This is a genomic window from Mesorhizobium sp. YL-MeA3-2017 (assembly GCF_030814575.1).
Classification (GTDB): Bacteria; Pseudomonadota; Alphaproteobacteria; order Rhizobiales; family Rhizobiaceae; genus Mesorhizobium; species Mesorhizobium terrae.
Window position 1 is genome coordinate 5313164 of record NZ_JAUSVH010000001.1, and the last position, 21114, is coordinate 5334277.

The following is a 21114-nucleotide window of genomic DNA, read 5'->3' on the forward strand; positions in this document are numbered from 1 at the left end:
CCGGATGGCCGCCGGTCAGGCCTTGTAGACGACCTGGCGCACGTCGATGTAGCTGGCGCGGAAACCCGCTTCGCAATAGTGGAGATAGAACTCCCAGAGCTTCTTGAAGCGGTCGTCGAAGCCCAGCGGCACGATCCGTTCCCATGAACCCCAGAAGCGCTGGCGCCATTCCGCCAGCGTGCGGGCATAGTCCTGCGCGAAGACGCGTTCGCGCAGATAAGCGAGACCGTGATCCGCACCCAGCGACTTCAGGATGGTCGGCGTCGGCAGCATGCCGCCGGGAAACACATAGCGCTGGATGAAGTCCGGCCGTTGCCGGTAGGTCGAATAAGCCGCTTCGTTGATGGTGATGATCTGGAACCCCGCCGTACCGCCGGGTTTCAGGCACTCCTTCACTTTGCCGAAGAAGGTCGCCCAGTATTTTTCGCCGACCGCCTCGAACATTTCGATCGAGGCGATGCGGTCATATTTGCCGGTCTCGTCGCGATAATCCTGCAGTTTGATATCGACCTTTTCGGCGAGGCCGGCTTTCTGGATGCGGGCCTTGGCGAAATCGTGCTGCTCGCGGCTGATCGTCAGGCCGGTGACCCGGCAGCCGATCTCGCGCGCCACGAATTCGGCGAAACCGCCCCAGCCGCAACCGATTTCGAGCACATGATCCTTGGCGCCGATACCGGTATCCTTGGCCAGCGCGCGGTACTTGGCGGCCTGCGCGCTCTCAAGATCGTTGGCGCCGGTGGAATAGAGCGCCGAGGAATAGGTCATGCTCGGGTCGAGCCATTTCTGGTAGAAGGCGTTGCCGAGATCGTAATGCGCCGAGATGTTGCGCTTGGAGCCGGTGCGTGTGTTCTCGTTCAACCAATGGCGAATGCGCTGCACGGTGTTGATGAACCAGCTGGCGCCGCCGGCGACTTTTTCGCCCGCCTCGGTGTTGACCACGAACAGTTCGAGGAAGGAGGTGACGTCCGGGCTTTCCCAGTCGCCATCCATGTAGGATTCGGCCACGCCGATGGTGCCGCCGGCGAAAGCGCGGCCGGGCAGGCGCCAGTTCTTCAGCACCAATTCCGCGTCCGGGCCGGGTGCCTTGCCGCCAACCAGCAACGCGCGGCCGTCCGGCAAGCGCACCTTGAGCGAACCGCGCGGCAAACTCATCGCGGCATTGAGCACCATGCGCGCCTTGGCCGGAAGTCCTCTGACGATATCGGCGAAATTGCGCTCGTCGAGGCGGATGGCTTCCGGCAACGCACCTCCGCTCTGTTCCTTTTGAACCATCTCATCCCCCTGGCTGTCTGCAAGCGGGCCTCTCTCCCGCTTCCGACCGGGTCCATCGGTCGTTCGGCCGCCTCTTTCATTGGGTGGCGCGGCGTATTCGCCTCGAAACGATTCGGCGGTCAGCGCAATCGCTCGCCCGCCTGCCAATGAATCCTCGGGTGATTTTCCATGCACCAGCCTTGGCTGGCAAGAGGCAAGCGATAAGCCAGACGCGACGAGCGATATGCCGGCGAAGCTTTTCGGCCAATGGAAGCTGCATGTTAGAACTGTGGTAATCCAAATATTTTAGCTTTGGCTCATGCGCCTCGTCATCGCCATAACCGCGATCGCGTTCTTCCTGATCTGGGACGGCCTCTACAATCAGGGCCGTTTCATCGATGCAGGGGTAAGAAGCGCGAAACACGCGGTCGCTTATGTGACCGGTTGAAGGGCAGCGCCCGCGCCGGTTCGCCGCGACAACCTGCCGGTTGACGCCAGTCGGCGGCTGGCCCAGAAGCTTGCTCCCAGGCATATAAGGGTATCGGCGCATCGCCGATATTTCCGCGTCGCGCCAAGGAGACTGGATTGATCCGGCACATCGTTTTCTTCAGCGCGCGGCCCGGCGAGGATGTCGAGAAGGTTCGCGACGGCCTGTTGGCGCTGAGTGGCATCCCGCATTCGAAACGGTTCGAGGTAGGGCTCAACACCAAGGTCGATCCGCTGTCGGACGAAATCGACATCGTCGTCTATGCCGAGTTCGAGGACAACGCCGCGCTTAGCGCCTTCAAGGCGCATCCGATCTACGCCGAAACGACGCGCACGGTGCGCCCGATGCGCGAATTGCGCTTCTCGGCCGATATCGTTTCGGCCGGATAATTTTCAGAACAGCTTAGAGACTCAGAGCACTTCAGAGCCTTTGCGGGGAGGAGTTGAGCCTCCGCGCCCGCCGACTGTTGACGCCGGCAGTCCGCCCCGGTGACGCATGAAATCGCCACACGCTCTGCGCTGGCGGACTACGCTACCATCTTTGGAAAAATGGCTCCCCGGGCCGGATTCGAACCAGCGACCAACCGGTTAACAGCCGGTTGCTCTACCACTGAGCTACCGGGGAACAGGGCTCTCGTGTGAACGGGGGAGGCTATAGCCGCCCTTTCCGGCTTTGCAAAGCGGCAATTCGCATTTTTTCGAAGGTTTTTGTGCGACGCTTTCTCGCAATCCCGGTCCTGCACCATCATATCAGGCGGCGACATCGGCAAAAGTGCTGCAAAACGGCCGCGAGAGGCCGGTCAGAGGAGCAAAAGTGGGTCAATCGCTGCAAAGCGTGAACGGTGCGGCCGGGACGCGCCGCAAGAAGCACAAGATATCCGCCTTCGGGCGCGAGTTCGCGCTGCCGCAATCGCGCGCGCTGCGCATCGCCATCGGTGTCGTCTTCATTGTGTTCGGCCTGTTGGGGTTCTTGCCGATTCTCGGCTTCTGGATGATCCCGGTCGGCTTGCTCGTGCTGTCTTACGAATTCGCGATGATTCGCCGCCACCGCCGCCGCTTCGTGATCTGGTGGGAACGCCGCCGTCGCCCGTCGTGAGGTAGAGAGAGAGCTCTCGCCAACGGGGAGAAGGCCCAAGGTTCAATGCGGGGTCGTTGGGTGGTTCGATGCGATTTCAGAGGAGCGTCTCGCTAATTCTCATTCAGAATGAAGCGAGGATATTATTCAGAATGGCCGTTCCACGCTTGACGCAAAATAACCCGCAACCTATTGAAGCGCCGTGGAACGCCGGGAGCGATGAGGCCTCGTGGCGGAGTGGTTACGCAGAGGACTGCAAATCCTTGCACCCCGGTTCGATTCCGGGCGAGGCCTCCAGCACCCGATAGCCGGCTGTTCGTGCCGGAGGGCGTTCCCGTTGACTGTAGGCGCTAAACTGGCGCCGGAAGCGGGACGGCTGGGACATGAGCGCTGATTTCTCCGAACGCCGCGTAAAGATGGTCGATGGCCAGATTCGCACCACCGACGTGACCAGCGCGCCGCTGCTCGAGGCTTTCCTCACCGTGCCGCGCGAGGCGTTCCTGCCCGCGAGCCAGAGCGATCTCGCTTATATTGATGGGGATATCCGCATCTCAGGCGTTTCCGGCGAGCCGCGCTACCTGATGGAAGCGTCGCCGCTGGCCAAGCTGCTGCAACTGGCCGAGATCGATGCCGGCGACACCGTGCTCGATATCGGCTGCGCCACCGGTTATTCCTCCGCCATCCTGTCGCGCGTCGCCAAATCCGTCATTGCCCTGGAAAGCGATTCGAGCCTTGCCGATGCGGCACGTTCGACGCTGGCATCGCTGGGCTACGACAATGTCACCGTCACCACGGGCGCAATGCGCGACGGTCATGCGCAGAAAGCGCCATACAATGTGATTCTTATCGGCGGCAGCGTCGACGACGTGCCCCAGGGGCTGCTCGACCAGCTTGCGGAAGGCGGGCGCCTTGTTGCCGTCCAGGGCCACGGCAATGCCGGCGTGGCGCGTCTGTTTTTGAAGACTACTGGAATTGCGACTGGGCGGCGTGCATTTAATGCGGCAATTAAGCCACTACCCGGATTCGAACGTGTGCAAGTTTTCGAATTCTAACGGTTTTGCTCTTGCGGCAGGCGTCCGGTCATGGTGGCTTGTGTTAACAGATCGTTGCCGCCAATCCTGATTTGGGGAGATGGATCAGTGGCATGGAACGTAGACACGCGATGACGGGTGCCGAATAAGGGGCAGGCGTCATGGCGTGGTTTCCGATGAAGAATGAGGATTTACCGTGCCGTCTGTAACCAAGAGTCTCCTCGCCGCATTGCTCGTCAGCGCAACCGCGCTGACCCCCTTTCAGGCGTCCGCCGAGACGATCCTGGGAGCCTTGTCCAAGGCTTATCAGAACAACTCGACCCTGAACGCCGGCCGCGCCGGCACCCGCGCCACCGACGAAGGCGTGGCCATCGCCAAGTCCGGCTATCGCCCCACCATCAACGGTTCCGCGGGCATCAACTATTCGAACACGCGCGGCGGCACCCAGCCTGGGCGCCTGACCACCGGCAATTTCGGCGTGCAGATCAACCAGACCCTGTTTGACGGTTTCCAGACCAAGAACAACGTCGCTGCCGCCGAAGCACAGGTGCGTGCCTCCGTGGCTGGCCTCAGCAACACCGAGCAGGGCATCCTGTTCACCGCTGCCCAGGCCTATATGAACGTGATTCACGATCGGCAGGTCGCCAAGCTGACCGAGCAGAACCTGAAGGCCATCACCGAGCAGTTGCGTGCCGCCCGCTCTCGCTTCGAGGTCGGCGAGGGCACCCGGACGGATGTTGCCCAGGCCGATGCGTCGCGTGCCACCGCGCAGGCTCAGGTCAGCGCCGCCAAGGCGCAGGCGCTGGCCAGCGCCGGCATCTACCATCAGATCGTGGGCGAGGAGCCCGGCAAGCTCAAGGCGCCAGGCGCCCTGGCGAAGCTGCTGCCTTCCGGGCTCGAGTCGGCGATCGCCTCGGCGAACAACGAAAATCCGGCCATCATTGCCAATCAGCATCTGGTCGACGCCGCCGGCTTTTCGGTGAAATCCGCGCAAGGCCAGTTGCTGCCGCAGCTTTCCGCTTCCGCCGGCATCTCGCAGAATTACCGAAGCGCGTCTCCGAGTTTTGCCGGCGAGGATCCTGATTCGACCTCCGCCAGTGTCGGTGCGACGCTCACCATTCCGATCTACGAGGGCGGTCGCGTCGCCGCGACGGTGCGGCAGCAGAAGGAGAAGCTCGGCCAGGCCCGGATCGAGGTCGATGTCGCACGCGATCAGGTTCGCAACAATGTGGTTGCCGCCTGGACCTCTTACACGGCCGCCCGCCAGAACGTCGATGCGAATCGCCAGTCGGTCGCGGCAGCACAGCTGGCGCTCAACGGCGTCATCGAAGAGCGCAATGTCGGCCAGCAGACGACGCTGGACGTGTTGAATGCCCAGAACGCCGTCGTCAACGCGCAGATCAACCTCGCCGGCTCGGAGCGTGACGTGGTGATCGCCAGCTACGGCATCCTTCAGGCCATGGGCCGGCTGACGGTCGAACGCCTTGGTCTCCAGGTCACCAAGTACAAGCCTGAAGAGCATTACAAGGCTGTCAAGGACAAGTGGTACGGCTTGCGTACGCCGGACGGCCGCTGAGGCTTGGCTATCGAGCGATCTGCGTCGAGAGCGCGCTCATCTTCTAATCTGTTGAAATCGCACGAGTCCCCAGTTTGGGGATTCTCCGATGGCGGCCGGTCGGTTACGCTTACGTCATGATTCGAGTCCGGCGTCATCGCCGGATGGGAACGCACTCGGTCACAAGGGCGGCGGATGTGACAATGGCCACGGCAAGCAGCGCGCAGCGCGAACCTTCGATGGAAGAGATCCTGGCTTCCATCCGCAGGATCATCGAAGACAGCGATACCGGCCGCAAGCCGGCGCAGGATCTGTCGGAAATCCAGCTGGCGAGCGAAGCGGACGTCTCTCCGGTCGCTGTTGTCGAGACGACGTCGCCGGAAGTGGCCGCGTTCCGCTCCGAGTTGCGCGCCGAGCCGCAAGCCCCGAAGCCGATTACATTGGCCGATGTACAGGCGCAGCTGGTAACGGCCGTCGCTGAACCGGAACGTCCTGCCGCGCCGGTGATTACGCTTGCCGAAGTCGGCGCGCGTACCATCACCGAACGTCCGCAAGCCGACGAATCGCCAGCGGCGGAAGCCGAGGTAGCGGAAACCGTACCGGCGTCCTGGCTGCGCGAGGTCGAGCACGAACCGGTTGGTGAGCCAGCCCGTGTCGAGACGTTTGCTGTGCGAGGCGGCGAGGATGATGTCGCGCGCGAACCTGCCCGTATTGCTGCGGCGCGGCAACATGTTGAGCATCTGTCGTCGGTCGAGACCGCGCCGCTGCGCCCGTCGTTGATTTCCGAACAGGCAAGCCGCCAGGTCGCGGCCTCCTTCGAGGAATTGTCGGAGGCTTTTGCCAGCCGCGGCAAGAAATCGTTCGACGATATGGCCGCCGAAATGCTGCAGCCCATGCTTCAGGATTGGCTCGATAACAATCTGCCGATCTTGGTCGAACGTCTGGTGCGCGAGGAAATCGAGCGCATTGCGCGCGGTGCCTGACCTTCTTGGAAATTGCAGGCGATTGGACGCTTCGCGCGGTTCATGAGTCTGAAAACACAAAAGCCGCCCCGGAAGGGCGGCTTTTGTGTGTCAGGTATCGATCCTACACCCGCCGCATCAACGCCATGGCGCCGAATGGCGCGCGCACCTTGCCTTCGGTGATGAAGTAGACAAACACGTCGCGCGGTTTGACCGGCGCATCCGTGCTGGGGTCGGCGCGCGGCAGATCCTTCGGTACGCCGCCGCCCGACCAAACCTTGGCCCGTTCGGCCCATTGGTCGAGCGCTTCGGGCGTATAACAGTCAGGGTTATCGTCCTTGCCGGTCTGCAGGCGGGCATAGACGAAATCGCCCGTGACATCGGCAATGGCCGGGTAGGTCGCATGGTCGGCATAGACGATTGCCGCCTTGTATTTGCGCGCCAGCGCGACGAATTCCGGAACGACGAAGGATGGATTGCGCACTTCGAGCGCGTGCCGCAGGACGACGCCATCCTGTTTCTCCGGCAGCAATTTCAGGAAGGCCTCGAAATCGGCGGGATCGAATTTCTTGGTCGGCGCGAACTGCCACAGGAGCGGTCCGAGTTTTTCGCCGAGCGCCGCCACGCCGGATTCGATGAACCTCATCATCGATTCGCCTGCCTCGCCCAGCACCCGTCGGTTGGTCACGAACCGGTTGCCCTTCAGGGAGAAGACGAAACCGTCCGGGGCATCTCCCGCCCATTTGAGAAAGGTCGGCTCCTTGAAGCTGGAATAGTAGGTACCGTTGACCTCGATGCTCGGCACCTGGCGCGAAGCGAAATGCAGCTGCTTCGTCTTGGCGAGCTTTTCCGGATAGAACGACACGTCCCACGGTTCGAAGGTCCAGCCGCCCATGCCCGACCGGATCTTGCCTGCTGCGCTCATCGTTCGTCCTCCGTTGTATCGTTGCGGGATGTCGGCCCGTGCAACGCCATCAAGTCAAATCACGGCGGTGCCGTCCACGCCATCCGAAATCGGCGGGCGAGGGCAGGCTCCTGCCATCAACGTCCACCGCTTGATCGTTCGCCGAGCATTATGTACCAAAGTATAAGACGCTCTGCCTGTCCGGTCGGCAGCCGTCTGATCGATATTCCGGCGCGAAACCGCGGTTTTGTGCCAGTTCCCCGGAACGCGACCCGGTTGCTTCCGGTGAAACTGGGCTCTGTACCTTGGATCACGATCCGCTAAAATAAATCAGACCGTTAAGACCGTTCTCCCGGTTCTTTGGCTCGGGGGTAGCGCGTGGTGCCAACGGCCGCGTCGCTGCCAAACGCTGGGGGTGAGCAGGCGAATTTCCTATTCGTCTGCTTTTTTTTGTCCGGCGGTTAAGAAACTCCCTGCAGTCGATCGTCGGTTTCAGGGACGCAGCAGTGCCGTGACCGTTACTCTTCGCGACCGGTTGCCAGGCCCACAACCTTGCTCATGCCACCGGCTATCGCTTGAACCGCTGCATTGCTGGCGTCGCCCAAATGATGTCGCACGGCGATCCATTCGGCGGTGTTGTAGGAGAGCCATACTTTGCCGGCTTCATCTTCCCAGGCCAGCGCCTTTACCGGCAGGTCGATACCGGCGATCTGCCTGTCCTGCATGAGCGGCGTGCCGCCCTTCGGATTGCCGAAGATGAGAAGTTCCGTTGGGCGAAGCGCCATGCCAACATCGCGCGCGCCCGCCGCATGATCGATGCGGGCAAAGACGTTGAGGCCAAGCTTGGTAACGACTTCGACCAGCCGGTCGATGGTTTCCGTTACCGTCAAGCGGCTTTCGATGGTGACGATGCCATCGCCACCCGTCATTCAGCCGCCTCGCGCTTCCCCTTCGGTCGCCGCTCCAGAAGCTCCTTGAGGTATTGGCCGGTATAGGATCGCGGCTCGGCGACGACGTCTTCCGGCGTGCCCGACGCCACGAGTTCGCCGCCGCCGTCGCCACCCTCGGGGCCAAGGTCGAGCACCCAGTCGGCGGTCTTGATGACTTCCAGATTGTGCTCGATGACGATCACGGTGTTGCCCTGGTCGACCAGTTCGTGCAGCACTTCGAGCAGTTTTGCCACGTCGTGGAAATGCAGGCCGGTAGTCGGCTCGTCGAGAATATAGAGCGTCTTGCCGGTCGCCTTGCGCGACAGTTCCTTGGCCAGCTTGATGCGCTGCGCCTCACCGCCGGACAAGGTCGTCGCCTGCTGGCCGATATGGATGTAGCCGAGGCCGACCTGGTTGAGCGTGACGAGCTTGTCGCGCACGCCCGGCACTGCGGCGAAGAAGTCGACGCCTTCCTCGACCGTCATGTCGAGAACGTCGGCGATCGATTTGCCCTTGAAGGTGACGTCCAGCGTCTCGCGGTTGTAGCGCTTGCCGTGGCAGACGTCGCAGGTCACGTAGACGTCGGGCAGGAAGTGCATCTCGATCTTGATGACGCCGTCGCCCTGGCAGGCCTCGCAACGGCCACCCTTGACGTTGAACGAGAAACGGCCCGGCTGATATCCGCGCGCCTTGGCTTCCGGCAAGCCGGCGAACCAGTCCCGGATCGGGGTGAAGGCGCCCGTATAGGTGGCCGGGTTCGATCGCGGTGTGCGGCCGATCGGCGACTGGTCGATGTCAATGACCTTGTCGAGGAATTCGAGGCCCTCGATACGGTCATGCTCGGCCGGATGCTCGCGCGAACCCATGATGCGGCGGGACGCGGCCTTGAACAGCGTCTCGATCAGGAAGGTCGACTTGCCGCCGCCCGATACGCCGGTGACGGCGGTGAAGGTACCGAGCGGAAACTCGGCGGTGACATTCTTCAGATTGTTGCCACGCGCGCCGACGACCTTGATGCGCTTGCCCTTCTTGCCGGGCCGTCGCTCGGCCGGTGTCGCGATCTCGAGCTCGCCCGACAGATATTTGCCCGTAATCGAAGCCGGGTTGGCCATCACCTCGCGCGGTGTGCCCTGGGCGATGATGTGGCCGCCATGGATGCCCGCCGCCGGGCCGATGTCGACGACATAGTCGGCGGTCAGGATGGCGTCTTCGTCATGTTCGACGACAATGACGGTGTTGCCGATGTCGCGCAGATGTTTCAGCGTCTCGATCAAGCGTGCATTGTCGCGTTGATGCAGGCCGATCGACGGCTCGTCCAGCACGTAGAGCACGCCGGTAAGACCGGAGCCGATCTGCGATGCGAGGCGGATGCGCTGGCTCTCGCCACCCGACAGCGTGCCCGAATTGCGCGACAGCGTCAGATAGTCGAGGCCGACATCGTTGAGGAAGCGCAGTCTTTCGCGGATTTCCTTCAGCACACGGACGGCGATCTCGTTCTGCTTTTCGTTGAGCTGCTCCGGCAATTCGTTGAACCAGCGGTCGGCCTTGCGGATCGACTGTTCCGTCACTTCGCCGATATGCTTGCCGGCGATCTTCACCGCCAGGGCTTCCGGTTTCAGTCGGTAGCCGTTGCAGGCCGGGCAGGGGGTGGCCGACATGAAGCGCTCGATCTCCTCGCGCATCCAGGCCGATTCCGTTTCCTTCCAGCGCCGCTCGAGATTGGGGATCACGCCCTCGAAGGTCTTGGTCGTCTTGTAGGAGCGCAGGCCGTCATCATAGTTGAAGGTGATCTCGCGTTCGCCGGTGCCGCGAAGAATGGCCTGCTGGGCCTCCTCGCTCAGATCCTTGAACTTGTCGCCGAGCTTGAAGCCGTAGACCTTTCCCAGCGCTTCCAGGGTCTGCGAATAATAGGGGGAGGTGGATTTTGCCCACGGACTGACGGCGCCGTCGCGCAGTGTCGCATTGTCGTCCGGCACCACGAGGTTTTCGTCGATCGCGCGCTGGCTGCCCAGCCCGTCGCAGGTCGGGCAGGCGCCGAACGGATTGTTGAACGAGAACAGCCGGGGCTCGATCTCTGGAATGGTGAAGCCGGACACCGGGCAGGCGAACTTTTCCGAGAACAGGATGCGCTCATGCGTCTCGTTCTTGGATTTGTAGGCGGATTCTTCGGATGTTTCGCTGGCCGGCAGCGGGCGGTCGGCGAATTCTGCGACAACCAGACCTTCAGCAAGCTTGAGCGCGGTCTCCATCGAATCCGCCAGGCGCGTGGCGAGGTCGCCGCGCACGACGACGCGATCGACCACGACGTCGATGTCGTGTTTGTATTTCTTGTCCAGCGCCGGCACGTCTCCAACTTCATAGAAGACGCCGTCGACCTTGACGCGCTGAAAACCCTTCTTCTGGAGTTCCAGCAATTCCTTCTTGTATTCGCCCTTACGGCCGCGAACCATCGGCGCCATGATGTAAAGGCGCGTGCCTTCCTCGATCGCCAGAACGCGGTCGACCATCTGGCTCACCGTCTGGCTTTCGATGGGCAGGCCGGTGGCCGGCGAATAGGGTACGCCGACGCGCGCGAACAACAGCCGCATGTAGTCGTAGATTTCGGTGACGGTTCCGACCGTCGAGCGCGGGTTCTTGGAAGTCGTCTTCTGCTCGATGGAAATGGCGGGTGACAGGCCGTCGATCTGGTCGACGTCCGGCTTCTGCATCATCTCCAGGAACTGCCGGGCGTAGGCCGACAGGCTTTCCACGTATCGACGCTGGCCCTCGGCGTAGATCGTGTCGAACGCAAGCGACGATTTGCCGGAGCCCGACAGGCCCGTCATCACGACCAGGCTGTCCCGCGGCAGGTCCAGGTCGACATTTTTGAGATTGTGCTCGCGTGCGCCGCGAATGGAAATGTACTTATGGTCGGCCATGCCGGTCCGCCGCCTCGGTTTTGCAATGTCTGGGCAGGACGGATCTGCCCGGCCGCCCGTTAATGTAGGTATTGTTGCCGCAAGATCGAGTGGACCCCGCAACGTGTCGGGTTTAACCGTCTTTCGCGCGGGCGGGCAAGCAAAAAAGAACAAAGATCGAACGCGCTCCTGACAGAGCGATGTCAGGAGAACGTGACGTTCCGGATCGTTCCGATCACATTTTCCGCAATCGACTAAGCAAAGGTTGACGCATGGGGAGGGGAGGCGCACAGTCCAAGGGTCAACCGAGCCGATCGCCAAGGGGCGATCTTCGTGCCAGCAGGTGATCCGCGAGGCGCCGCGGACGAACGAATAAGTGCTCTGGGAAGACGGCAAGAGCAACCAAGAGAAGGAGCGAGGTATGACCCCACCGGACAGTATCTTCGGGCTCCATCTGTCGTTGGAGCCGCGGCGGGCATAGGTGTCAGGGCAGGCGAACGCCTGTTCGCGCAAACCGTGACCTGCCGACCCCCTTTACAACCAGAGACCACTAGTCGGGTCGACGGCTGAATGCCGCGAAGCACCCGAAACCCAAAGCCGGTGAAACGCTCCCGGTAATATCGGGTAAACCCCCAAAAGGCCCCGTCCGCTTTGCCACAGGCAGCGGCGGGGCCAATGGTTTTTAGGGGCCATTGAATCTCCAAACCGCGGGAAACATCCACCGTCGCGAAAGCCGCGACGGCAACAGCCGTCGCGTGGACGCTACCCGGGTACTCCCGTTCCCGTCGGTCAGAAGCAGGATGGCTGGCTGGTTATCGAATAGCGCAGATTGCGCGTCGCCCAGCGTGCCTGGACGAAATGGACGATGGTGTTGTTGGTGTGCGAGGTGACGACGAAGTTCTCATTGTAGCTGAACTCGACCCGCGCCACGCCCTGGCTGTCATCATAGAGCGTGAAGGCGGCCGAGCAGTTCCAGCTTCTGTTCTCCGGATTCCAGGCGGTGATGTAGAAAGTGGTGTCCTTGGTGCCGTAGCCGAACATCGGCTGGCTGAGCGCAGGAACAGGGGTAAGGGCAGCAAGGGCCGAAGCGACGTATGGAAGAAACCGCATGGCGTCCTCTCATCGTTGTGCCCCAGTCCTTGATAACGCAGCCCGGCGCTGGTCGCGATAGCACAGATGAACTGGTCGGCCGACGGCGAGTGCCTGCGGGCAGTGCCTTTCACATCGCCGTGAAACGTGAAGACATTCACGTTCCATTCACCCAGCGGTCAATACCGTCGTGCGTGCAGGGGGGCATCGCTCGGAGGAATACGTGATGTATTCTGCAAAACTTGTCGCCGCCCTGGTGCTTCTCGGCGGTCTTTTCTCGTTCGCCGCGCCTGCCTTCTCTTATCCGATCGCGCCCGCGCAATCTTCCCAGTTCTCATCGAACGCAATCGAGCAGGTCGGCTGGCGCTGCGGGCCGGGCCGTCACATGGATCGTTGGGGCCGCTGCGTTCCAAACAGGATGCGCGCTTATTGCGGCCCGGGCCGCCATTTGAACCGCTATGGCGAATGCGTCCGCAATCGGCCCGCCTACCGCGCATGCCCGCGCGGCACCCATCTGACACCGCGCGGCTATTGCGTCCGCAACTGGTAAGACGCCCAGCGATGTCCTGACGAGCGGCCGACGCAGCCGTGTCGGTCGCTTGCCGTTTGGTCTCCAGCCGAGAGATCCGTTGGTTTGATCCGGCGGCGCAGAGCCGCGACTTTGATTTTTCGGGCTGTTGTTAGCGGCGTGGTGCCGACACCGCGCCGGCGCCGACATCGACGATCACCGAGCCGGAAATGCGCACGTCCATGTCGCCGATCTTGAATTGCCGGTTCGCACCGTTGCTAGTGTCGTCGGGCTCCGGCTGCGGGGCGGCCGGCTGGACGATGCGGTAGCCGCCATCGACACCAGGCAGGCTGCCTTTTGATGGCTTTGCCGGCTCGCCGGCAACAGCGGTCGCCGCCTGCGGCAACACTGCCAGCAAGCCCAAAAACCCGATTGCGAGGGGAGCGGAAATGCGGATCATGCCCCTAACATAGGCGCATGATGCCGCCGCGACCAGTCCCTGCCATCCGACCGCGCTGTCATCGATCGCGCTGACATACCGGTCAGGCGGCGTGTTTGCGCGTATCGTAGACGTGGTCGACCAGCCCCCAGGCCTTGGCTTCCTCGGCGGTCATGAAATGGTCGCGGTCAAGCGTGCGCTCGACTTCATCGAGCGTGCGGCCGCAATGTTCCGCATAGAGGCCAATCATGCGCTTTTTGACGCGACTGATATTCTCCGCGTGACGCTGGATGTCGGATGCCTGGCCCTGGAAGCCGCCCAGCGGCTGGTGCAGGACGATGCTGCTGTTGGGCAGCGCGATGCGTCGGCCGGGCGTGCCGGCCATCAGGAGGAATGAACCCATCGAGGCGGCAAAGCCCATGCATACCGTCGAAATCGGACAACTGACGTAACGCATGGTGTCGTAGATGGCGAAACCGGCGGTCACCACGCCGCCGGGCGAATTGATGTAGAGCGATATCTCCTTGTCGGGATTGTCGGATTCCAGGGACAGCAACTGGGCGCAGACCAGGGCCGACATGGTGTCGTTGACCTCGCCGTTGACGAAGATGATGCGCTCGCGCAGCAGCCGCGAGAAGATGTCGAATGTGCGTTCGCCGCGGCTCGACTGCTCGATGACCATGGGCACAAGATTGGCAATGGCGGACATTGTCTTGTTCCTTCGTGGGTTCAGGCGATCAACCGCCATTGCGGCGCGTTGGCCGCACGGACGGTTTTGGTTGGGGATGTCGTGGCGACGTGGAGCCTCATGCTGCACGATGCCACGCCGCTCATGACGGTCGCGCCGGCGACGGCGGCGAACCCATCATGGACAATCCGCAGATGCGTACCGCCAGTCGTGGTGCGGGCGAGCACGAAGGTCACGACGCTGTCGAAACCGGCCTCGCCGGAGACGGGCCGTTCGCGCCATGAATAGCGCAACAGCTGTTCCGGTTCGGCCTCGATAACCGCGCAGTCGATATGACCTTCCTCGCCCAGCTTGAAGCGATGGCCGGCTTCCGGCTTGATGTCGTTCGGCATCAGCCAGGCAGCGACAATTTCGGGTTGCGTGATAGCGCGCCAGACCTTTTCCGGAGGCTCCGGCAGATCGCATTCGACGACGATATCCTTATGGTCCCGCGGTTCGTCGCTGGTCATTGATCCATCTCCTTGAGCACGGCTTTCAGTTTCTCGATGCGGTCGGGCCAGAAGGCGCGGTAGCGTTCGATCCAGCCGAGCAGCGGACCCAGTCCGTCCGGCGCGGCGCGGTAATAGGCGTTGCGGCCCTCGCGGCGCTCGCTCACCAGCCCGGCGCCGCGCAGCACGGAGAGATGCTGCGAGACCGCCGGCTGCGAAATCGGCGTGCCGGTCCGCAATTCGGAAACCGTCATCTCGCCTGCGGCGAGGCGTTCGAAGAGCGCGCGCCGGGTTGGATCGGCGAGTGCCCGGAAGATTTCGGATTCGATCATGCTAAAAGCATAAGTGAGTACTTATTCATTTGGCAAGGCCTGTTCTGTTCCGTTGGCCGAAAGAGGCTTGCAAGCCCCGCATTTGCTGACATTCCTTGACAAGCGTTGGCGATAAAGACTAGAACGGAAGTAGAACAAAAACCTTGTGGGAAAGGCCTGCGGAGGCAGGCACTGAAAACCCTCAGCCTATATGGTGCGGCGAGAAATTTGGTTTCGGATGAGCGCGGAGAAGTGTGATGGCGGGCAGCGTCAATAAGGTCATTCTGGTTGGTAATTTGGGCGCGGACCCGGAAGTCCGTCGGCTGAATTCGGGTGATGCGGTCGTCAACATCCGCGTCGCCACCTCGGAATCCTGGCGCGACAAGAACTCGGGCGAACGCAAGGAAAAGACCGAGTGGCATAACGTCGTCATCTTCAACGATCAGCTCGCCAAGGTCGCCGAGCAATATCTGAAGAAGGGCATGAAGGTTTATGTCGAGGGTCAGCTGCAGACCCGCAAATGGCAGGACCAGCAGGGCCAGGATCGCTACACGACCGAGATCGTGCTGCAGAAATTCCGTGGCGAATTGCAGATGCTCGACGCGCGTGGACAGGGCGAGGGCGGCCAGGTTGGTTACTCCGGCGGCGGTCGCGACAGCTTCGGCCAGTCCGGCCCTACTGACGGCGGTGGTCGCGGCGGCTCCGGCGGTGGTTTCGGTGGCGGCCGCGACAGCGGTGGCAACCGTGGCGGCGGCGGTGGTGCGTCCCGCGAACTGGATGATGAAATCCCGTTCTGATTGCTATTGGCCGGCTTTTACCGCTCCGCCGGTCGGGTAGGGCGGTTCTTCCCGCAGGAGAACTGGTGATGCGCGCTTTCGCCCGTCTCGCGGCCCTTGGTCTGCTGCTTTTGGCCATGTTCGAGCCGGCTGCCTCGGCAGCCGAGCGCCTGGACGAAAAGCAGCGCATCGCGGTCGTTTCCGCCTTTCCGCCCGAATGGGTGGCGTTGCAAGCGGATCTGTCCGACCGCGCCGAACATGAGATCAACGGGCGCAAATTCATCACCGGCAAGCTTGCCGGCAAGGACGTCGTTCTGTTCCTGAGCGGGGTCAGCATGGTCAATGCGGCGATGACCACGCAATCCGCGCTCGATCAGTTCGTCGTCACTTCAGTGGTCTTTTCGGGCATTGCCGGTGGTGTCGATCCGGCGCTGAGCATCGGCGACGTCGTCATTGCCGACCAATGGGGCCAGTATCTCGAGGCGGTGTTTGCCCGCAAGACCGACAGCGGTTTTGAGATCCCGGCCTTCCTGCCGAAGGACAAATTCGCCGGCTATGGCATGATCGTGCCGCGCTCGGTCGGCATTGCCCGCAAGGGCGGTGCTGATGAGGAGACGAAATTCTGGTTCCCTTCCGACCCGGCGCTGCTCGATGCGGCGCGCAAGGTGGCGGCGAAACTCGACCTTCTGGCCTGCGCGTCCGACAACAGCTGTCTCGCCAAGCCGCCCAAAATCGTCGTCGGCGGCAATGGCGTGTCCGGGCAGGCTTTCGTCGACAACGCCGAATTCCGCGACTATGTGCACAAGACCTTCGATGCCAAGGTGCTTGACATGGAAAGTGCCGCGGTCGCTCACGTCACCTACAGCAACGGCGTGCCGTTCCTGGCGGTCCGCAGTCTTTCCGATCTGGCTGGCGGCGGCGAAGGCGCCAATCAGATGGCGACGTTCATGGCGCTCGCCTCGACAAACTCGGCTCATGTGGTCAAGGCGCTTCTGGCCGAGATGCCCTGAGCCGCTGGCTTTCGCTGAAAAGAGGAAATGGCATGAAGGCGCGTATCAAATGGGTTGAAGGCCGCACATTCGTGGGAGAATCCCAGAGCGGCCACAAACTGGTTCTGGGCACGGCGCATGGCGAAGGCGGCAAGTCACCCGGGCCAAGCCCGATGGAACTGCTTCTGATCGGCACGGGCGGCTGTTCGGCCATCGATGTCGTGCATATCCTCGAAAAGGGCCGCGAGGCGGTCGAGGATTGTGTCGTCGAGCTGGATTCCGATCGCGCCGAAACCGATCCGAAGGTCTTCACCCGCATCCACATGCATTTCATCGTCAAGGGCAGGGGCCTGTCGCGCGACAAGGTCGAGCGGGCGGTGCAGTTGTCGGCCGAAAAATACTGCTCGGCCTCGATCATGATGGGCAAGACCGCGAAGGTGACGCACGACTTCGAAGTGGTCGATACGGCTGCCGACGTGCTCTGATCCGTTCGGGCCTGGCAACCCGACCCTCCCCACCGCGGTCGAGCGGGAAATTTGCGCTCCAACCGCGAAGTCTTCATGCTGCGACTGGCATGGCGTCGCCTGGCGTCAGGCCATGCATTGCCGGCCGGAACGGAAGCAAAGCAGTCGTGGCTTGGCCACGGCAGGCTGCCGACACTCCTCGCTTCGGTTGAAAAAGCGGGAGCGTCCCGCATGCGGGGAGGCACACGGGACGCTCCCGAGAACGCGCAACCCTCGTTGGACAGTCATGATTGCGCGAGACGGCGACAGCGTAGCTGTCGCGTCGGTTCCCGATCTGTGATCTTCTTCACATATGCCGTTTTCCGATCGAGATCGGGCCTTCCTGGGCCGGTCCGGATGCTCGCTCATGAAGGAATGACCGGCCGTGGCCGGATCGGCGTAAGGTGGGAGTTGTCAGCTTCCGGCCAGCGCCTTGATGCCGTCGGCGACGAATTGCACGGCGAGCGCGGCCAGGATGACGCCGAGCAGCCGGGTCAGGATCGAGCGCCCGGTCTGGCCGAGGATACGGTCGATGCGTTCGGCCAGAATGAACACCACATAGGTGATCAGCAGGCAGGCCAGGATGATGGCGAGCAGCGACAGTTGGCCCGCAACGCCATGGTATGAACTGGACAGCAGCACCGTCGCGGAGATGGCGCCGGGGCCAGCAATCAGCGGTATGGCCAGCGGGAAGGCGGCGATGTTGTGGATGTGGTCCTTGGTGATTGCCACGTCCGCGCTCTTTTCCTTACGGTCCTGCCGGCGCTCGAACACCATTTCGAAGGCGATGAAGAACAGGAGGAAGCCGCCGGCGACGCGAAACGCCGGAAGGGTAATGCCGAACACCGAAAGGATCGAGGCGCCGGCCACAGCGAAGAGTGCAATCACCAGGAAGCCGATGATCGAAGCGCGCACCGACACCTGCTGGCGCTGTTCGCGGTTCATGCCGCGCGTCACCGCCAGGAAGAGCGGCGCCAGGCCTGGCGGGTCGATGGTCACGAGCAGCGTCACGAAGGCGTTGAACAGGCTTTCGTAAGTGGGCATGCCGTTCCCCTTCCGCGCGTGACCGCGTCATTGGTAGCGCGAATGCGATCACCTTGTCACCGGTCGTTCGCGCAATGGCTGCGGTCGGCAACGCTTCCAGTGTCAGCTATCGCCGGCCGTTTGGATTTGCTCGTTTTTCCGGATCCTGGCGGTGGCGTTTCATGCGATTTCCGCTGCTGCTGTGACGGTATTTTCGGGTGCAAATTCACGAGCTTGCCACATTGTGGCGGCCCGTATGGAGGCGCCTTTCGGCGGCTTCTCTTATCTCGTTGAAATAACAGGGGAAATAAGCACTGGAAAACATCGGTGCGGCGACGAAAAACCGCGCTCCGGGATTGGAGAATGGCGCCGCTTTCCTATATAAGATTTGAACGATTCCCTAAAGATTGCGATCTGTTTTGACCGACCAGAAGACACCGCGCGGGCCGGACGGCCCTTCAGGCATCGAGCCGATTTCTATTATCGAGGAGATGCAGCGCTCCTATCTCGATTACGCCATGAGCGTGATCGTCAGCCGCGCGCTCCCCGATGTGCGCGACGGCATGAAGCCGGTGCACCGGCGCATCCTCTATGCCTCGCATGAGAGCGGCTATCATTGGAACCGCAAATATGTGAAGTCGGCGCGCCCGGTCGCCGACGTGATGGGTAAATATCACCCGCACGGCGACGCCTCGATCTACGATGCCTTGGTGCGCATGGCGCAGGATTGGTCGATGCGTGTGCCGCTCATCGACGGGCAGGGCAATTTCGGTTCGATCGACGGCGATCCGCCGGCAGCGATGCGCTACACGGAATCGCGCCTGACCAAGGTCGCGCACGAGCTGCTCGAGGACATCGACAAGGATACGGTCGACTTCCAGGACACCTATGACGCGTCTGGCCAGGAGCCGAAGGTTCTGCCGGCGCGCTTCCCGGCGCTGCTGGTCAATGGCGCGGGTGGCATCGCGGTGGGCATGGCCACCAACATCCCGCCGCATAACCTTGTGGAAGTCTGTAACGGCGCCATCGCCGTCATCGACAATCCGGCCATCGATCTTGCCGCGATGATGGAGATCATTCCCGGTCCGGATTTCCCGACCGGCGGTCTGATCCTTGGGCGTTCCGGTATCTACAACGCCTATTCGACCGGCCGCGGTTCGGTCGTCATGCGCGGCAAGGTGCATGTCGAGGAGATGCGCGGCGAGCGCGAGGCCATCGTCATCACCGAGGTTCCCTATCAGGTGAACAAGGCCTCGATGATCGAGAAGATGGCCGAACTGGTGCGCGAAAAGCGCATCGAGGGCATTTCCGACATTCGCGACGAAAGCGATCGTCAGGGCTACCGCGTGGTGATCGAGCTGAAGCGCGACGCCAATGCCGAGGTGATCCTCAACCAGCTCTACCGCTTCACGCCGCTGCAGACGTCGTTCGGCGCCAATATGGTGGCTTTGAACGGCGGCAAGCCGGAAGTGCTGACCCTGCTCGACATGCTGAGGGCCTTCGTCGCTTTCCGTGAGGAAGTGATCAGCCGGCGCACCAAGTTCCTGCTGCGCAAGGCGCGTGAACGCGCTCACGTCCTGGTCGGTCTGGCGATCGCGGTCGCCAACATCGACGAGGTCATCAAGCTGATCCGCAACGCGCCGGACCCGCAGACGGCGCGCGAGCAGCTGATGACGCGCCGCTGGCCGGCCGCCGATGTTGAGGCGCTGATCCGCCTGATCGACGATCCGCGCCACCGCATCAACGAGGACGGCACCTACAATCTGTCGGAAGAGCAGGCCCGCGCCATTCTCGAATTGCGCCTGCAGCGCCTGACCGCGCTCGGTCGCGACGAAATCGCCGACGAACTGAACAAGATCGGCACCGAAATTGCTGATTTCCTTGATATTCTGGCTTCCCGTGCCCGTATCCAGCAGATCGTCAAGGACGAACTGATTGCCGTGCGCGATGAGTTCGGTACGCCGCGCCGCACCGAGATCACCGATGCTGGCGCCGACATGGAAGACGAGGACCTGATCCCGCGTGAGGACATGGTCGTCACCGTCAGCCATTCCGGCTACATCAAGCGCGTGCCGCTGTCGCTCTACCGGGCGCAGCGTCGTGGCGGCAAGGGCCGCTCGGGCATGTCGACCAAGGACGAGGATTTCGTCACCCGGCTATTCGTGGTCAACACCCATACGCCGGTGTTGTTTTTCTCCTCGCGTGGCATCGTCTACAAGGAAAAGGTCTGGCGCCTGCCAATCGGCAATCCGCAGTCGCGCGGCAAGGCGCTGATCAACATGCTGCCGCTCGAACAGGGCGAACGCATCACCACGATCATGCCGCTGCCGGAGGACGAGGCAAGCTGGGGCGAACTCGACGTGATGTTCGCGACGACGCGCGGCACCGTCCGCCGCAACAAGCTCAGCGATTTCGTCCAGGTCAATCGCAACGGCAAGATCGCCATGAAGCTGGAGGAAGAAGGCGACGAGATCCTCGGCGTCGAAACCTGCACCGACAATGACGACGTGCTTCTGACCGCCAATTCGGGCCAGTGCATCCGTTTCCGTGTCGATGACGTGCGCGTGTTCCAGAGCCGCAATTCGGTCGGCGTGCGCGGTATCTCGATGGGCGAAGGCGACCGCGTCATCTCGATGGCGATCATCGAACATGTCGACGCCGATCCGGCGGAACGCGCAGCCTATCTCAAGCGCTCGGTTGCCGAGCGGCGGCTGGCCGGCGCCGGCGAAGAGGAAGATGTCGCGCTGACCAACGAGGAGGTCTCCGAGGAAGCGCAGCTTTCCGACGAGCGCTATGAACTGCTGAGGCAGCACGAGCAGTTCGTGCTCACCGTCACCGAATATGGTTACGGCAAGCGTTCCTCGTCCTATGACTTCCGCCTGACCAACCGCGGCGGCAAGGGTATTCGCGCCACCGACGTGTCGAAGGTGGGTGAAATCGGTCCGCTGGTAGCGGCCTTCCCGATCGGCAATGACGACCAGATCATGCTCGTCTCCGACGGCGGCCAGGTCATTCGCGTGCCGGTGCACGATATCCGCTTCGCCAGCCGCGCCACCAAGGGCGTCACCATCTTCAACACCGCCGAGGGCGAAAAGGTGGTGTCCGTCGAGCGCATTTCCGAGCCGGAAGGCGACGATGCGGATGGCGAGGAGACGGCCGAAGACGGTGCCGGCGAAGGCGGCGCTGATCCGGCGCAGGCCTGACGGCCGG

General features: G+C 62.3%; 21 protein-coding genes and 2 tRNA genes. 12 read left to right on the top strand and 11 right to left on the bottom strand.

Translation table 11 applies throughout. The annotated features are described in order from the left end of the window. Positions 1 to 15: 15 nt before the first annotated feature. On the bottom strand, positions 16 to 1272 hold the full coding sequence (locus tag QFZ88_RS25140; RefSeq protein ID WP_024924819.1) for an SAM-dependent methyltransferase: 1257 nt from the start codon (positions 1270 to 1272) through the stop codon (positions 16 to 18). Positions 1273 to 1570: 298 nt separating this feature from the next. On the opposite strand from QFZ88_RS25140, the gene QFZ88_RS25145 reads away from it, so the two are divergent. Continuing rightward, on the top strand, positions 1571 to 1699 hold the full coding sequence (locus QFZ88_RS25145; RefSeq protein ID WP_275040853.1) for a hypothetical protein: 129 nt from the start codon (positions 1571 to 1573) through the stop codon (positions 1697 to 1699). Positions 1700 to 1836: 137 nt separating this feature from the next. Further along, positions 1837 to 2127 (top strand): Dabb family protein, encoded by a 291-nt coding sequence (locus QFZ88_RS25150; protein ID WP_024924820.1) that lies wholly within the window; start codon positions 1837 to 1839, stop codon positions 2125 to 2127. A gap of 160 nt (positions 2128 to 2287) precedes the next feature. On the opposite strand, the gene QFZ88_RS25155 is transcribed toward QFZ88_RS25150, so the two are convergent. After that, positions 2288 to 2362 (bottom strand) — tRNA-Asn (locus tag QFZ88_RS25155). A gap of 189 nt (positions 2363 to 2551) precedes the next feature. On the opposite strand from QFZ88_RS25155, the gene QFZ88_RS25160 reads away from it, so the two are divergent. The 5 genes from QFZ88_RS25160 (at position 2552) to QFZ88_RS25180 (ending at position 6381) form a co-directional block, all read left to right on the top strand. Further along, positions 2552 to 2833, top strand: coding sequence for a hypothetical protein (locus tag QFZ88_RS25160; RefSeq protein WP_244431175.1), 282 nt, complete (start codon positions 2552 to 2554; stop codon positions 2831 to 2833). Positions 2834 to 3035: 202 nt separating this feature from the next. After that, positions 3036 to 3109 (top strand) — tRNA-Cys (locus QFZ88_RS25165). Between the two features lie 86 nt (positions 3110 to 3195). Then, positions 3196 to 3864, top strand: coding sequence for a protein-L-isoaspartate O-methyltransferase family protein (locus QFZ88_RS25170; protein WP_024924822.1), 669 nt, complete (start codon positions 3196 to 3198; stop codon positions 3862 to 3864). A gap of 175 nt (positions 3865 to 4039) precedes the next feature. Continuing rightward, a complete protein-coding gene (locus QFZ88_RS25175) occupies positions 4040 to 5419 on the top strand; it encodes a TolC family outer membrane protein (RefSeq protein WP_024924823.1) in 1380 nt (459 codons plus the stop codon). Positions 5420 to 5601: 182 nt separating this feature from the next. After that, positions 5602 to 6381 carry a PopZ family protein gene (locus tag QFZ88_RS25180; protein WP_024924824.1) on the top strand — a complete coding sequence of 260 codons (780 nt, stop codon included), beginning with the start codon at positions 5602 to 5604 and terminating at the stop codon, positions 6379 to 6381. A gap of 103 nt (positions 6382 to 6484) precedes the next feature. Here QFZ88_RS25180 and QFZ88_RS25185 read toward each other — a convergent pair whose 3' ends face one another. From QFZ88_RS25185 to QFZ88_RS25200, 4 genes are all read right to left on the bottom strand, one after another. Beyond that, complete coding sequence (locus QFZ88_RS25185; protein WP_024924825.1) at positions 6485 to 7285, bottom strand: DUF72 domain-containing protein; 801 nt, start codon at positions 7283 to 7285, stop codon at positions 6485 to 6487. 497 nt (positions 7286 to 7782) lie between these two features. Next, positions 7783 to 8193: a DUF302 domain-containing protein gene (locus QFZ88_RS25190; RefSeq protein WP_024924826.1), complete on the bottom strand. Its 411-nt coding sequence runs from the start codon at positions 8191 to 8193 to the stop codon at positions 7783 to 7785. Next, entirely contained in the window at positions 8190 to 11111 is a 2922-nt protein-coding gene (gene uvrA, locus QFZ88_RS25195) for an excinuclease ABC subunit UvrA (protein ID WP_024924827.1), read from the bottom strand. The genes QFZ88_RS25190 and uvrA overlap by 4 nt, the downstream gene beginning before the upstream one ends. 768 nt (positions 11112 to 11879) lie before the next feature. Continuing rightward, positions 11880 to 12200: a hypothetical protein gene (locus QFZ88_RS25200; protein WP_024927657.1), complete on the bottom strand. Its 321-nt coding sequence runs from the start codon at positions 12198 to 12200 to the stop codon at positions 11880 to 11882. A gap of 205 nt (positions 12201 to 12405) precedes the next feature. On the opposite strand from QFZ88_RS25200, the gene QFZ88_RS25205 reads away from it, so the two are divergent. Further along, positions 12406 to 12729 carry a GCG_CRPN prefix-to-repeats domain-containing protein gene (locus QFZ88_RS25205; RefSeq protein ID WP_024924829.1) on the top strand — a complete coding sequence of 108 codons (324 nt, stop codon included), beginning with the start codon at positions 12406 to 12408 and terminating at the stop codon, positions 12727 to 12729. Positions 12730 to 12859: 130 nt separating this feature from the next. On the opposite strand, the gene QFZ88_RS25210 is transcribed toward QFZ88_RS25205, so the two are convergent. The 4 genes from QFZ88_RS25210 to QFZ88_RS25225 all read right to left on the bottom strand — a co-directional run bounded on the left by QFZ88_RS25210 (position 12860) and on the right by QFZ88_RS25225 (position 14634). Then, positions 12860 to 13147 carry a hypothetical protein gene (locus QFZ88_RS25210; protein WP_024924830.1) on the bottom strand — a complete coding sequence of 96 codons (288 nt, stop codon included), beginning with the start codon at positions 13145 to 13147 and terminating at the stop codon, positions 12860 to 12862. 82 nt (positions 13148 to 13229) lie between these two features. Next, positions 13230 to 13835: an ATP-dependent Clp protease proteolytic subunit gene (locus QFZ88_RS25215; RefSeq protein WP_024924831.1), complete on the bottom strand. Its 606-nt coding sequence runs from the start codon at positions 13833 to 13835 to the stop codon at positions 13230 to 13232. A gap of 20 nt (positions 13836 to 13855) precedes the next feature. Continuing rightward, entirely contained in the window at positions 13856 to 14323 is a 468-nt protein-coding gene (locus tag QFZ88_RS25220) for an SRPBCC family protein (RefSeq protein WP_024924832.1), read from the bottom strand. After that, on the bottom strand, positions 14320 to 14634 hold the full coding sequence (locus tag QFZ88_RS25225; protein WP_024924833.1) for an ArsR/SmtB family transcription factor: 315 nt from the start codon (positions 14632 to 14634) through the stop codon (positions 14320 to 14322). Before QFZ88_RS25225 ends, QFZ88_RS25220 begins: the two co-directional genes overlap by 4 nt. A gap of 236 nt (positions 14635 to 14870) precedes the next feature. On the opposite strand from QFZ88_RS25225, the gene ssb reads away from it, so the two are divergent. From ssb to QFZ88_RS25240, 3 genes are all read left to right on the top strand, one after another. Continuing rightward, positions 14871 to 15410 carry a single-stranded DNA-binding protein gene (gene ssb / locus QFZ88_RS25230; RefSeq protein ID WP_024924834.1) on the top strand — a complete coding sequence of 180 codons (540 nt, stop codon included), beginning with the start codon at positions 14871 to 14873 and terminating at the stop codon, positions 15408 to 15410. A gap of 68 nt (positions 15411 to 15478) precedes the next feature. Continuing rightward, the gene (locus QFZ88_RS25235) at positions 15479 to 16399 is read left to right on the top strand and encodes a 5'-methylthioadenosine/S-adenosylhomocysteine nucleosidase (protein ID WP_024924835.1); all 921 of its coding nucleotides are present in this window, start codon (positions 15479 to 15481) and stop codon (positions 16397 to 16399) included. A 32-nt stretch (positions 16400 to 16431) separates the two neighbouring features. Continuing rightward, entirely contained in the window at positions 16432 to 16863 is a 432-nt protein-coding gene (locus QFZ88_RS25240) for an OsmC family protein (RefSeq protein WP_024924836.1), read from the top strand. A 432-nt stretch (positions 16864 to 17295) separates the two neighbouring features. Here QFZ88_RS25240 and QFZ88_RS25245 read toward each other — a convergent pair whose 3' ends face one another. Next, positions 17296 to 17925 (bottom strand): MarC family protein, encoded by a 630-nt coding sequence (locus QFZ88_RS25245; protein WP_024924837.1) that lies wholly within the window; start codon positions 17923 to 17925, stop codon positions 17296 to 17298. A gap of 398 nt (positions 17926 to 18323) precedes the next feature. Here QFZ88_RS25245 and gyrA point away from each other — a divergent pair, with 398 nt between their 5' ends. After that, positions 18324 to 21107, top strand: a complete 2784-nt coding sequence (gyrA, locus tag QFZ88_RS25250) for a DNA gyrase subunit A (RefSeq protein ID WP_024924838.1) — start codon at positions 18324 to 18326, stop codon at positions 21105 to 21107. The last annotated feature ends 7 nt before the right edge of the window (positions 21108 to 21114 follow it).